This is a genomic window from Klebsiella sp. BIGb0138, from assembly GCF_004342285.1.
Classification (GTDB): domain Bacteria; phylum Pseudomonadota; class Gammaproteobacteria; order Enterobacterales; family Enterobacteriaceae; genus Klebsiella.
The window spans coordinates 378280-391897 of the sequence record NZ_SMCV01000001.1; the positions used below are offsets into that span (position 1 = coordinate 378280).

At 55.1% G+C, this 13618-nt stretch carries 12 protein-coding genes; 5 read left to right on the forward strand and 7 right to left on the reverse strand.

Annotation, left to right across the window (positions count from 1 at the left end; translation table 11 throughout):
- Positions 1-15: 15 nt before the first annotated feature.
- The 4 genes from EDF73_RS01900 (at position 16) to EDF73_RS01915 (ending at position 5080) form a co-directional block, all read left to right on the forward strand.
- Positions 16-1602, forward strand: a complete 1587-nt coding sequence (locus tag EDF73_RS01900; protein ID WP_132725124.1) for a GMC family oxidoreductase N-terminal domain-containing protein — start codon at positions 16-18, stop codon at positions 1600-1602.
- A gap of 111 nt (positions 1603-1713) precedes the next feature.
- Positions 1714-2463 (forward strand): electron transfer flavoprotein subunit beta/FixA family protein, encoded by a 750-nt coding sequence (locus EDF73_RS01905; protein WP_132725126.1) that lies wholly within the window; start codon positions 1714-1716, stop codon positions 2461-2463.
- A 1-nt stretch (position 2464) separates the two neighbouring features.
- The gene (locus EDF73_RS01910) at positions 2465-3394 is read left to right on the forward strand and encodes an FAD-binding protein (RefSeq protein ID WP_132725128.1); all 930 of its coding nucleotides are present in this window, start codon (positions 2465-2467) and stop codon (positions 3392-3394) included.
- A 24-nt stretch (positions 3395-3418) separates the two neighbouring features.
- Positions 3419-5080 (forward strand): electron transfer flavoprotein-ubiquinone oxidoreductase, encoded by a 1662-nt coding sequence (locus EDF73_RS01915; protein WP_207896578.1) that lies wholly within the window; start codon positions 3419-3421, stop codon positions 5078-5080.
- 129 nt (positions 5081-5209) lie between these two features.
- Here EDF73_RS01915 and EDF73_RS01920 read toward each other — a convergent pair whose 3' ends face one another.
- Positions 5210-6343 (reverse strand): acyl-CoA dehydrogenase family protein, encoded by a 1134-nt coding sequence (locus tag EDF73_RS01920; RefSeq protein ID WP_132725132.1) that lies wholly within the window; start codon positions 6341-6343, stop codon positions 5210-5212.
- Positions 6344-6621: 278 nt separating this feature from the next.
- Here EDF73_RS01920 and EDF73_RS01925 point away from each other — a divergent pair, with 278 nt between their 5' ends.
- Positions 6622-7785, forward strand: a complete 1164-nt coding sequence (locus EDF73_RS01925; protein WP_132725134.1) for a dihydrodipicolinate synthase family protein — start codon at positions 6622-6624, stop codon at positions 7783-7785.
- A gap of 55 nt (positions 7786-7840) precedes the next feature.
- Here the strand turns inward: EDF73_RS01925 and EDF73_RS01930 are convergent, their stop codons facing one another.
- The 6 genes from EDF73_RS01930 to EDF73_RS01955 form a co-directional block, all read right to left on the reverse strand.
- Positions 7841-8674, reverse strand: a complete 834-nt coding sequence (locus EDF73_RS01930; protein ID WP_132725136.1) for a sugar phosphate isomerase/epimerase family protein — start codon at positions 8672-8674, stop codon at positions 7841-7843.
- 394 nt (positions 8675-9068) lie between these two features.
- Positions 9069-10292 carry an MFS transporter gene (locus EDF73_RS01935; RefSeq protein ID WP_132725138.1) on the reverse strand — a complete coding sequence of 408 codons (1224 nt, stop codon included), beginning with the start codon at positions 10290-10292 and terminating at the stop codon, positions 9069-9071.
- Between the two features lie 13 nt (positions 10293-10305).
- The gene (locus EDF73_RS01940; protein WP_132725140.1) at positions 10306-11430 is read right to left on the reverse strand and encodes a mandelate racemase/muconate lactonizing enzyme family protein; all 1125 of its coding nucleotides are present in this window, start codon (positions 11428-11430) and stop codon (positions 10306-10308) included.
- Positions 11431-11446: 16 nt separating this feature from the next.
- On the reverse strand, positions 11447-12457 hold the full coding sequence (locus tag EDF73_RS01945; RefSeq protein WP_132725142.1) for a LacI family DNA-binding transcriptional regulator: 1011 nt from the start codon (positions 12455-12457) through the stop codon (positions 11447-11449).
- Positions 12458-12812: 355 nt separating this feature from the next.
- Positions 12813-13151, reverse strand: coding sequence for a DUF1869 domain-containing protein (locus tag EDF73_RS01950; RefSeq protein WP_132725144.1), 339 nt, complete (start codon positions 13149-13151; stop codon positions 12813-12815).
- A gap of 10 nt (positions 13152-13161) precedes the next feature.
- A complete protein-coding gene (locus tag EDF73_RS01955) occupies positions 13162-13494 on the reverse strand; it encodes a DUF1971 domain-containing protein (protein WP_132725146.1) in 333 nt (110 codons plus the stop codon).
- Between the last annotated feature and the right edge of the window lie 124 nt (positions 13495-13618).

Below are 13618 nucleotides of genomic sequence, written 5' to 3' on the forward strand. Positions count from 1 at the left end.
GGCAGAGGATCAGACATGTACGACTACATTATTATTGGCGGCGGTTCGGCGGGCAGCGTCCTTGCATCGCGCTTAAGCGAAAACGCCGACTGTAAAGTGCTGCTGGTTGAGGCAGGCCCGAAGGACAGCAACCCCTATATCCATTTACCGGTCGGTTTTAGCAAACTCACCGCCGGGCCGCTGACCTGGGGCTATAAAACCGTGCCTCAACCCCAGCTCGGCAACCGCGAGCTGCTGTTTGCCCAGGGGCGGGTACTGGGCGGCGGTAGCTCTATCAACGCCGAAGTGTTTACCCGCGGCACGCCAGCGGACTATGACCGCTGGGCGGCAGAAAAAGGTTGCGACGGTTGGTCATTTGCCGATATTCAGCCCTATTTTATTAAATCTGAAGATAACGACACCTTTTCCGACGCCTGGCACGGCGTCGGCGGCCCGCTCGGCGTCTCCAGTCCGATCGGCGCCAATCTGATGAGTAAAACCTTCAGTAAAGCCTGCCAGCAGGCGGGGCTGCCGTACAACCCGGACTTCAACGGCGCCACCCAGGCCGGCTGCGGTCTGTATCAGACCACCACGCGCAACGCCCGCCGCTGTTCTGCGGCGGTGGCCTATCTGAAAGAGGCAGGCCAGCGCAACAACCTCACCATTAAGACCGGCTGCTCTATTTCCCGGTTGCTTATCGATAATCAGCGCGCCGTTGGCGTGGAGATTTATCAGGATGGCAAATCGCAGCGGCTGCACGCCAGCCGTGAAGTCATCGTCAGCGCCGGGGCGATTGGCTCCCCTAAACTGCTGCAGCTTTCCGGGATTGGCGCAGCCGCTGAGCTGAGCAAACAAGGCATTCCGGTCATAGCCGATCTTCCGGGCGTCGGGGAAAACCTGCAGGACCACCTGGGTATCGACCTGATCTTTGAGCTCGGCAACGCGCTGAGCTATGACAAGTACAAGAAAACGCACTGGATGCTGTGGGCCGGGCTGGAGTATCTGCTGTTCCGCAAAGGCCCGGTGTGTTCAAACATCGTCGAAGGCGGCGCGTTCTGGTATGTCGATAAGCAGTCTGCCAATCCGGATACACAAATACACTTCCTGGCGGGCGCCGGGGTGGAAGCCGGTATCGAACCGGTGCCCTCCGGCTCCGGCGTGACCATTAACAGCTATTTCCTGCGTCCGCGCAGTCGCGGCCGGGTCTCTTTACGCTCGGCAAACGCCAGCGATGCCCCGCTTATCGACCCCAACTACCTCAGCGATCCTTACGATCTGAAAATGACGATCGAAGGCTGCAAACTGATGCGCGATATCATGCAGCAAAGCGCCTTCGCCCCCTATATTCGCCGCGAGCATATGCCGGGAGGCGAGGCGCAAAGCGATAAAGATCTGGAAAACTACATCCGCCAGTTTGCGCGCACCTGCTATCACCCGGTAGGCACCTGCAAAATGGGCGTCGACGAGATGTCGGTGGTCGATAGCCAATTACGCGTTCGCGGTATTGAAGGGCTACGCGTGGTGGACTCATCGGTGATGCCCGATCTGGTCAGCTCCAACACCAACGCGCCCACCATTATGATCGCCGAAAAAGCCAGCGATCTGATTATCGCGTCGAACTGATCACAAATTGCTGCCCATGTTCGTTTTCATGGGCAAAAACCGGTTGAATAAATAACTAAATAGTTATTTACTTAAAGCAAGAAAGACATGTAAACATCCCGAGAGGTAACGATGAAAGTTCTCGTCCCCGTTAAACGCGTTGTCGATCATAACGTCAAAATCCGCGTAAAAAACGATGGCAGCCAGGTTGATCTGACCAACGCGAAAATGGCGCTCAACCCGTTCTGTGAAATTGCCGTTGAAGAAGCCATTCGCCTGAAAGAGCTCGGCATCGCCAGTGAGATTGTGGTGGTGAGCATCGGTGAAGAAGCGGCCCAGGAACAGCTGCGCAGCGCGCTGGCGATGGGGGCCGACCGTGGATTACTGATCGTGACCGACCAGCCCCTCGAACCGCTCAATCTGGCAAAGCTGCTGGCAAAAGTCGTCGAACAGGAGCAGCCGTCGTTAATCCTGATGGGTAAACAGTCCATCGATGGCGACAATAACCAGACCGGACAAATGCTCGCCGCGCTGTGCGGTTACCCGCAGGGAACCTTTGCCGCCGAGCTGCGCGTTGAGAATGGTCAGGCCATCGTCACCCGTGAAATTGACGGCGGCCTGCAGACCGTGTCGCTGACGCTGCCGGCAGTGGTCACTACCGACCTGCGCCTGAACCAGCCGCGCTATACCTCCCTGCCCAACATGATGAAGGCCAAAAAGAAACCGCTCAGCATCCTGCCGGTGGCGGAGTTTGGCCTTGAATTACGCCCGCACACGACGCTGTTAAAGGTCGAGACGCCGCCGGTACGCGAAGCCGGCGTGCGTGTCGGGAGCGTGGATGAACTGTTGAACAAGCTGAAAAACGAAGCGAAGGTGATTTGATATGGCTACTTTACTCCTTGTCGAACATGATAATAACCAGCTCAACGCGGTGACCAGAAACGCGGTCAGCGCCGCCCGGGAGCTGGGTGGCGAGGTGACCCTGCTGGTGGCGGGCGAAAACTGCCGCGCGGTGGCGGAACAGGCGGCGCGCATTGCGGGGGTGGCGAAGGTGCTGCTGGCCGACGATAGCGCCTGTAAAAATCAGCTGGCCGAAAACGTCGCCGCGCTGATCTTCTCGCTTCGCGAGAGTTACAGCCATATCCTCGCCGTCGCCGGTTCAAACGGCAAAAACATCCTGCCGCGCGTGGCCGCCCTCGCCGACGTCGCGCAAATCTCCGACGTGGTTGCGGTGGTCAACCCCAGGGTCTTCAAACGTCCCATTTATGCGGGCAGCGCAATCGCCACCGTCGAGAGTCTCGACCCCCTGGTGATCATGACCCTGCGCGCCTCCAGCTTCCCGGCGGCGCAAGAAAGCGAATCCGCCGCGCCGATTGAGCCGGTGGACGGCGTCGCTCACCAGCCGGTATCCCGCTTTATTCATGAAGAGCTGGCGCAATCCGATCGCCCGCAGCTTGCTACCGCCCGCGTGGTGGTTTCCGGCGGCCGTGCGCTGGGTAGTCGCGAAAACTTTGCCCTGATCGAACAGCTTGCCGACAAACTGCACGGCGCCGTCGGAGCATCGCGCGCGGCGGTCGACGCAGGTATGGTCGCCAATGACCTGCAGGTCGGGCAGACCGGTAAAATTGTCGCGCCGGATCTGTATATCGCGGTGGGGATTTCCGGCGCGATTCAGCACCTGGCGGGGATGAGCAATGCCAAAGTCATCGTGGCGATCAACAGCGATGAAGAAGCGCCAATTTTCAAAATCGCCGACTACAGCCTGGTGGGCGATCTGTTCGAGATTGTGCCGCAGCTGGTGGCGAAACTCTGATGCGCAAGGGGCAGGCAACGAAAGATGGAGGTTACGGTGGAACGTGAAACGATGGAATTTGACGTCCTCATTGTCGGTGGGGGTCCCGCCGGGCTGTCGGCGGCCTGCCGGCTGATGCAGATGGCGCAGCAGGAACAACGTCAGCTGAGCGTTTGCGTGATTGAAAAAGGGGCTGAGGTTGGCGCGCATATTCTTTCCGGAGCCCTGTTCGAACCCCGGGCGCTCAATGAGCTCTTTCCCGACTGGCAGTCCCTTGGCGCGCCGCTGAATACGCCCGTGACGCAAGATGAGCTATTGCTGCTGCGCAATGGCGAAAAAGCGTGGAAGATCCCGGCGGCCTTTATCCCTGCCCCGATGCATAACGCAGGTAATTATGTCATCAGTCTGGGGGATTTTTGCCGCTGGCTTGCCCGCCAGGCAGAGTCGCTGGGGGTGGATATTTTCCCCGGCTTCGCCGCCGCCAGCATCCTGTATGACGATGCAGGCGCCGTCGCCGGCATCACCACCGGTGATATGGGCATTAACGCGCAGGGGGAAGAGAAGCCCGGTTTTACGCCGGGCATGAACCTGCTGGCGAAATATACGCTTTTCGCCGAAGGCTGCCGCGGCCACCTCGGCAAACAGCTGATCGCCCATTATCAGCTCGACGCCGGCCGCGATCCGCAGCACTACGCGCTGGGTATTAAAGAACTGTGGGAGATCGCCCCGGAAAAAAGCCGGCCCGGTCAGGTCATCCACGCCTCGGGCTGGCCGCTTAGCGAAGGCGCGTCGGGGGGGAGTTTTCTCTACCATACGGAAAATAATCAGGCCGTGGTTGGATTGATAGTCGATCTCAACTATCGCAACCCTTATTTAAGTCCGTTCGATGAGTTTCAACGCCTGAAGCACCACCCGGCCTTTAGTGAAACCCTGAGCGGTGGGAAACGCCTCTCCTACGGCGCGCGCGCCATCACCAAAGGGGGTATGAATGCGTTACCCAAAATGCACTTTCCCGGCGGGCTGCTGATTGGCTGCGACGCGGGAACGCTCAACTTCGCCAAAATTAAAGGTAGCCACACGGCGATGAAAAGCGGCATGCTGGCCGCTGAATCGGTCTATCGGGCGCTGATACAAACCCCGGATGAAAAACGGGACCTTGATGATTTCGCGCAGGCGTTTAGCGAATCATGGTTGGGCGAAGAGCTGCGCCAGTCGCGCAACTTTGGTCCGCTGCTGCACCGTTTTGGTACGCTGGCAGGCGGCGCATTAAACTATATCGATCAGAACTGGTTTAAAGGCAAACTGCCGTTCACTCTGCACGACCGCAAGGCGGATCATCTGCAGCTGCGTACAGCCGAACAAAGTACGCCGGTCAACTATCCGAAGCCGGATAACCGGCTGAGCTTTGATAAGCCCTCTTCCGTGTATCTGGCGAATACATCGCACGATGAAGATCAGCCCTGTCACCTCAGGCTAAAAGACCCCGAACTACCGATACGGGAAACGCTACCGCGTTTTGCTGAACCGGCGCAGCGGTACTGCCCGGCGGGCGTTTATGAAATTATCGCCTTAGAGGGGAAGAGCAGATTACAGATCAACGCGCAGAACTGCGTGCACTGTAAAACCTGCGACATCAAAGATCCCTTCCAGAACATCGTCTGGACGGTACCCGAAGGGGGCAGCGGCCCCAACTACCCGAATATGTGATGTGTTATCCCCCCGGCAACGCCGGAGTTTTCTTTGCCTGCGTTCCCCCCTTCCCTGCCCCTACCCCGGTTACAGGCCCCAAAAAAAAGCACCCCGCCTGGGGTGCCTGTTCTGCCGGGTAATCGGGGTTTACGCCAGCAAATTGCGGCCGATAATCATGCGCTGAATCTGGTTAGTACCTTCATAGATTTGGGTTATCTTGGCATCGCGGTACAGGCGCTCCACTTCCACGCCGCGGATATAGCCGCCGCCGCCAAAAATTTGCACCGCATTGCCGCTGTGCTGCACCGCGACATCGCCGGCAAAACATTTCGCCATCGAGCAGGCAATCGAAGTATCCGGCGCATCGGTGTCAATTTTATAGGCCGCGCTATGTACCAGCAGGCGAGCAGCCTCGGTGTCCCTGGCGATATCCGCCAGCATAAACTGCACGCCCTGGAAATCAGCAATCGGTTTGCCGAACTGTTCGCGCTGTTTCGCATATTCGATCGCCGCTTCCAGCCCGGCCCGGGCAATACCTACCGCCAGTGCACCGATCCCCACCCGCCCTTTATTCAACACGCTCATCATAATATGGAAGCCGCGGTTTTCTGGCCCCAGCAGCGCTTGCGCCGGCAGCCTGACCTGGTTGAAGTGCAGTTCGCCCACCTGAGATGAACGCTGGCCCATTTTGTGTTCTTTCGGGCCGCGGGAGACGCCGTCGCGAGAGCAATCGACAATAAAAATACTCATGCCGCGGTGACCGGCTTCTTTATCGGTACGCGCCAGCACAAAGGCCACATCGGCGACCGGCGCATTATGGATCCACAGCTTACTTCCGTTCAGCACCCAGCCTTCTTCAGTGCGGGTAGCGGTAGTTTTAATCCCTGATACGTCGGAACCGGCCCCGGCTTCAGTAATGCAGTAGGCCCCTTTCAGCGACGCGTTCAGCAACCCCGGCAGCCATTGCGCACGCTGGGCGTCATTGCCGTATTGCGACAGCAGCGTTCCCAGCAGCTCCACCAGCCCGCACTGATCGGCAATGGAAGCATAGCCACGCGACAGTTCTTCCATCACCACGGCGTAAGCCACCGCATCCAGTCCGACGCCGCCGTACTCTTCCGGAACGGTAATGCCGAACAGCCCCAGTTCCCCCATTTGTTGATAGATCTCTGCGGCAAAGCGCTCTTCTCTGTCCAGCTCTTCCGCCTGGGGACGAATCACTTCGTCGGCAAACTTACGGGTCATCTCGCGGATCTGTTGATGGGTTTCAGTCAAATACATGGTCATCCTCCTGCCAGCTATTAGTCATGCCGTCGGTTTTTTTACGACATCTGAACACATTAATTAAATAACCAGATAGTTACTACAATGGATAGATATTGTTGTCAATCCGGTTAAAGAATTGTTGTTAACTGTGCGACAAATATCGCAGGTAAAGGCGGCCTCCCGATCAACAGAAGCCGTCCGGCTTATCACTTTAGCCGTGAGGATCTTGACTTTTTCGCGGGCAAAAAGTACACCTAAAAGTAACCAAATAGATACTTAACTAAGGAGTCAGCATGTTTAACATTCACCTGCCTACCCCACAAGGGACTATCACCGATTATCAGCTGGTGACGACAGAAGAACGCCCTACGCTTATCACGCCCGCGTTTAACCGTATCGCCTATGCCGCCGCGCACGTGGTGATCGACCCGCAGCATCAGGGGGCGGACTGGCTGAACAACCCGCGCATTGACTGGGACGCAACGCTGGCCTATCGCCATCATCTCTGGCGTCTGGGGTTCAATATTGCGGAAGCGATGGACACCGCGCAGCGCGGGATGGGGGTAAGCTGGGAGATTGCCAAAGAGCTGATCGTTCGTTCGCTGCAAGAGGCGCGAAGCGTACCGGGCGCCGACCTTGCCGCCGGCGTGGGTACCGATCAGCTGGAGGCGGCTCACGCCACCACGCTGGCACAGGTTATCGCGGCCTATGAAGAGCAGATGGAACTGGTTGAACAGCATGACGGGAAAATCATCCTGATGGCCAGCCGGGCTTTAGCCAAAGTGGCAAAAACGCCGCAGGATTATCTTGCCGTCTATAACCGCCTGCTTGAACAGAGCCAGGGTAAAATTATTCTCCACTGGCTGGGAGAGATGTTTGATCCGGCGCTGAGCGGCTACTGGGGAACGACGGATTTTGCCGCCGCTGCCGATACCGTGCTCGAGATCATCGCCAGCAACGTCGATAAAGTGGAAGGCATTAAGATTTCGCTGCTAAGTAAAGAGAAAGAGGTCGCCTTCCGCAAGCGCCTGCCGTCGCAGGTGAAAATGTACACCGGCGACGATTTCAACTATCCCGAGCTGATTGAGGGAGAGGATGGCTATTACTCACATGCGCTGTTAGGTATTTTTGACGCTATCGCCCCGGTAGCCGCGACGGCGCTCAATGAACTGGCGCAGGGCAATCGCGGGGAATACTACCGCCTGATGAACCCCACCGTTGCCCTGTCGCGGGAAATCTTTAAGGCGCCGACGCAATATTACAAAGCGGGAATTGTGTTTCTGGCCTGGCTTAACGGCCACCAGAATCATTTCGCAATGGCCGGCGGGATGCAGGCCGCGCGTGAGATTAGCCACTATGCCGAGATTTTCCGCCTGGCCGATCGGGCCGGTCTGCTGCAAGACCCGCAGCTGGCCACCCTGCGGATGCAAAGTCTACTGAAGGTTTACGGCCTCTGAGCATTGCGGGGCGACAGCCATTTCCCAGAGCGACCGTCTCTGGGAAAATCACTTTCTAGCCGAATTCGCGGTGGCGTTGTTTACAGATGGTAAGTACCTCATCCGGATCCCGCTGCCACCAGTTATTCCGGGAAAAAATCTCGACTTCATGAAGACCCGTATAGCCCAGAGCCTCGATCGCCTGGCGATGGCTGCGGATATCGATGACCCCGTCCCCCATCATGCCGCGATCCAGCAACATATCCGCCGTCGGCACCAGCCAGTCGCAAATATGAAAAGCCAGCAGCCGCGCCACGCCTGCCCGTTCGATCTGCTGCTGAAACTGCGGATCCCACCAGGTATGATAGAGATCCACTGCAATCCCCAGCCCCTCGTCACCTAATTCGTCGCACAGATCGTTGGCCTGCGCCAGAGTATTCACGCAGGCGCGTTCGGCGGCGTACATCGGATGCAGGGGCTCGATCGCCAGCGGCATGCCGAGCGGGCGCGCATAGTCCAGCAGCTCGCTCAGGCCATCGCGCACCTGCCGCCTGGCGGCGGGTAAATCTTTCGACCCCGCAGGCAACCCCCCGACCACCAGCACCAGACAGGGAGCGCCAAGCTCCAGCGCTTCGTCCACCGCCCGTCGGTTATCCAGCGCTTTCTCCCGGCGTTCCTCCGGGGTGCTAGCGGGAAACATCCCGCCGCGGCAATAGCCGCTCAGCGTCAGGTCATGATGGCGAATAAGACGCGCAGACTCTTTTAACCCCAGCGCCTGCACCTGATCCCGCCATGGCGCAATACCGCGGATCTCATGCCGGGCGCACCCTTCAATGATCTGATCGAGTTTCCATTTCTGCCGCACCGTGGCGGTATTGAGGGACAGTTTACGGCTGTCGGGTTGATTCATCTCGGTGACCTCAGTAGTTTTGCCGGAAAAACGTTAAACCCAAATAATTTAAGCAGCAATATGCTCAACAAAGCATTATAGAAATGAATATGTTGGGTAAATACGATCGCCATCACATAACCAACCAGTTAGTTACAATGATTGTAATTTACAACCAGTGACGGGATACTGAAGGATCTCCGCCGCTAAATAAGATCGTTTGCCATTTATTATCGTCTGAGTGCGCGGCGGGTGGTCAGCGGCGGGGAATCGTGGCAGGTTACGCGGCTCCTGCAGAGTCGGTATTTGCGCCTGCTGGCAGAGAGTAAGGCGTCATTATTCACCTGTCGACTAGCCAGGTGTTTCCTGAACGTAGGTCAACGGCGGCCGCGGCGGCCGTTGACCTTTTACGCAATTACAAAGTCATCGGCCGCGCGGCGATAATTCGGCTGTAGGCGTATACGCAGAAGCCCCCCACAATCGCGACGCCCCCCAACACGGTAAAACCGGGGACATAAGATCCACTCCAGGATTGTAGATACTGAACGATAAACCCCGCGGTAGTCCCGCCCAGACCCGCGCCAATACCGTTGATGACTCCGGCAGCGGGCCCCACCGCCGATTTTTTCACGCTGGAGGTAATGATCGACCAGATATTCGTGGTATAGCAGCTGGTAAACCAGGCAATGGACAAGGTAATCAGCGCCAGCTTACCTGCCGGACTGTCGATAAATGGCAGCGCGATTAAAAACAGCCCCCCGGAGCCAAGCCCGCAGGCGGCAATTAATCCCCGTTTTTGTGTTTTATCGCTGTACCACGAGACGGGGATTGCCAGCAGAATGGCGAAGAAATAAGGTAGCGCGCTCGCCGCCCCCTGCGAAAAACCGCTGAACCCCAGTGAAAGCATGACCATCGGCATAAACAGCGTGATCCCCCAGAACAGCATCCCGTTAGCAAAATAGCTGAATACCAGCAGCAGGAATGGCGCGCCGCCGAGATCGCGGAAGCTAATTTTTCCCCCCGCGGCTTCCGCTGCCACCTCAGGTTCATCCGCTGAACTTGTTTTATCCGGGCTGTTTTTCAGGAACGCGAGGAACATCGGAACCACAATAAAGACGCCCATCCCGCCGGTAATGTAGAACACCCATTGCCAGCCCAGATGATCGAAGATCGGAGTCAGGATGATGAAACCCAGAGTGAGCGCCAGGAACTGCCCGTAGAATTGAATCAGGTTAGTGCCGCGCGTTATTTCGTCTTTATTAAACCAGGCTCTGGCGAAGCGGAACTGCTGTGGCCAGTAAATCCCCTCGGCAATACCCAGAATAATGCGAAACGCTATCAGCAACGCCGCCGAGGAAATCCACGCCGTCATGATTTGCACGATAGACCACAATAACACCATGGTCACGATGGTGATTTTAGGATTCAGGCGATTTGTCAAAAAACCACCGAAGAAATTCGCCAGCGCGTAGCCAATCAGAAACCCGGTGAGCGCCAGACTTTTTGTTGCAGCGCCATCAATACCCAGCGTTTCCTCCATGCCTGGCAATGCGATAGAGAGATTTGAACGATCAAGGTAGGCGACGAACAGACCAACCATTAGCGTAAAGCCAATTCTGAACCATTTCGATTTAAACATTGTTCTCTACCTTTTAGTGGATAGAAAAATGGTCAAGCATTTCAAGGTCGACCTCGATGCCCAGCCCTGGTTTATCAGGCACCGTCATTACCGGCCCAATATTGAGATTGGTTAACTGGTCGCGGAAAATATTAGGCGCCCGGTCGAGTTCCAGTCTGGCGGGTTCTTTCGCCATACGCGGTACTGCGATCGGTAGCGACGCCATAACGTGCAACGTGGCCGCAAGAGAGATCCCCGATCCCCACTGGTGCGGATAACACTCCACGCCATAGGTGGTTGAAAGTGCAGCAATATTGAGGATTTCGCTAATACCGCCGCAGGCGGCAACATCAGGCTGGGAAATATCCACGCAGTCCGCTTCGAGGAAACGACGGAAGCCAAAGCGGGTGAATTCAGACTCCCCGGCGGCAAGCTTCATCGGAAATTGTAACTTGAGCTGGTGATATGCCGTCGTATCATCAGGGAGTATTGGTTCTTCAAACCAGCTGATGTCGTATTTCTCGATAGCATGCGCGAATTTCAGCGCTTCATGCGTGGTATAGGCACGGTTAGCATCAACGGCCAACGTGGCCTCAGGGCCAATTAATTCGCGAACTCTGGCAACGCGCTGAATATCTTCCGCGAGAGACAGCGCCCCCACTTTCATTTTAAAATGCTGATACCCTTCCGACAGTCCGCGGTTAGCATCAATTGCAATTTGCCGCAGGTTATCATTCGGGGAATAATAAAAACTGGAAGCATATGCAATAATCTGCGTATCAATATCACCGCCCAATAGTTCGGCAATCGGTTTTCCGGTAACTTTGCCAAAAATATCCCATAGCGCGATGTCAATCCCCGACAAAGCGGTAATGGCGATACCTTTGCGACCAAATTCGCGGGTACGGTTATACATCTCTTCCCATAAAACACGGCGCTGTAGCGGGTTGCGCCCGGTCAGCAACGGAATAAATAGCTCATTGATCAAGGCGGCATTTGCCTGGGCCGGACCAAAACACTCGCCCCAACCGCTGATGCCGGCATCGGTTTCAACTTCAACCACGCATATCGCTCTTTTATTCCAGAACCATTGCGACATGCCGAATTGCTCTGACAGCGCATCGGTGATGACACGAGTTTTGATAGCGCTAATTTTCATAATATCCTCTCTTCCGTCAGGCGGTATCCCTGACAATCAGTGAAAATGGCAGGAGAGTGGTTGTCGGATCATCGTTCCCATGTTCATTGCGCAAGGTTTTTATTATATTTTTAGCGGCAGTACAGCCAATTTCATAGGTCGGCTGGGCAACAACCGTAAGTGGATTCTTCAGTATTTCTGACCACTCAGTTTCGTCAAAACCAATTAAGGAAAAGTCCTCAGGAATAGACTTACCTAAGGCTCTGGCGGCTTGTACAACGAACAGCGACAGCTGCCCGTTACCGGTAATGATGGCGTGATCTTTTGTTGAGTTAACCACCAGCTTTTGCATTACGTTCAGCACATGTTCACGATCGACCCTCTCGAACCTGAGACATTCAAATGTAATATGAGAAAAGGCACGCAGGGCGGAAAAAGTCGCGAAATTTTCGATTCGTTCTATTCGTGGAGAAACATTCCCTGGTGCTGGTGTCAGGTAACTGACTCGCCGACAACCTGTATTTAAAAGATGCTCAAGCGCCAGCTGAATACCCTGAGCGTTATCTGCGACTACGCTGCTGATATTGCTGCCTTTAATCTTTCGACCAATTAAAACAACAGGATGCTCTAACGAAACACCCTTGATAAACAGATCGTTTTCACCCGTAGTATTGATAATAATGCCATCAACGCCACGACTAATCATCTCTTCAATATAATTACGTTCCCTGCTTCCTGAATTTTTCGCATCACAGATGAAAATCTTATAACCTTCAAGAGAGCAGAACTCTTCGATTCCCCGCAGAACATCCATCGAGTATGGATTAAAAATATCAGCCATAATCACCGCAATGGTTTTACTTTGCTGGCTTCTGAGTGAGCGGGCGATATTGTTTGGTTGATATCCGATTTTCTCGATCGTGCTGGCGATATGATGGCGAGTCGCTTCGCTCATAGAATGGTATTTCCCATTAAGAAAACGGGAAATCGTCGCCGTCGACACCCCCGCCATCTTAGCCACATCTTTAATTAATAACTTATTCTTCATGATTTTTAAATTTTAGGTAATCGATTACCTAAATATACCGCGCAATACAGGACTGTCTGTGATTATGATCTCAAAACATGGAACGAAGAGAGATGTCGATCTTTGCTACGCCGCGGGTCAGGATGCCAATGGATCCGCCGTATCCGGGCCCAACCGAGCTTGTTGCGGTCTAATCGGGTATGTCGCAGAGAGCAAACGCGGGATGTTCAGTGACTGGGGAAGGGATTAGCTCATACGGCGCATGAAGCCGCATTGGCCGATCCGGAATGTACGGATGTATGGAGGGATGAAAGATGAGAACGGGAGAGATAAGACAGACACCGGGTGATGCCTGCCTGATTTGTCGATGCCGTGGCTACCAGCCGCAGACGTTGGTCTCTTCATCTGATTCATAACCGCGAACAATATTCACCAGATCTTTGACCGCGTCGGCGGCGATAAGCGGATCCTGGAGTTCGCTCAGGGCGGCAAACGCTTTATCCACCGAGACGCCATTATTATTATTGGTGACCGACAGCAGTAAACCGTCGCCCGACGCGCGATCCGCTGACAGCCCGGCAATAAGTTCGGCCACTGCCTGCACGGCAATATCGGGAATATAAAGCGCCATCGGTTTCAGATAGACTTTCTCTTGTTTCTCATTATTGTTGCCATTAACCAGGGCTAATGAATAACCTTTATTTTCACTGTGCATAAGTTCAGTTTCATCCCTCTAGCAGAATCGTAGGATCAACATAGAAATCAACATTAAATACCGTATCGTCGGTTAAGGCTTCGATCCGGTGCCACTTCTCCGCCGGGAAAACGGCAAACTGGCCGGCGGCAATGGTCATCGTTTCAACCGGGTTCGGGCTGGTCTCATCGGCATAACCATAATAACGTATCGCTCCCTGCATCACCGCCAGACGGGGATACACGCCCTGCCGGGTACCGGCATCGAGATGCCGCCGCCAGATTGATGCTGGCGCCGTCTCTTTCGTCCACAGCGGCGTCGTACGGGTATGCACGTAATGGGTGGGAATAATGATTCGCTGCATGATTCTGCCTCTCTTTCCGCAAGAATGAACGCGGTCTGGAACGGGAAAATATGTTGCATATGATATACCCCTTTTAATCGCTAAGGGTATTATTTTTTTGTTTTCTCGCTGCCTACCCCTATTT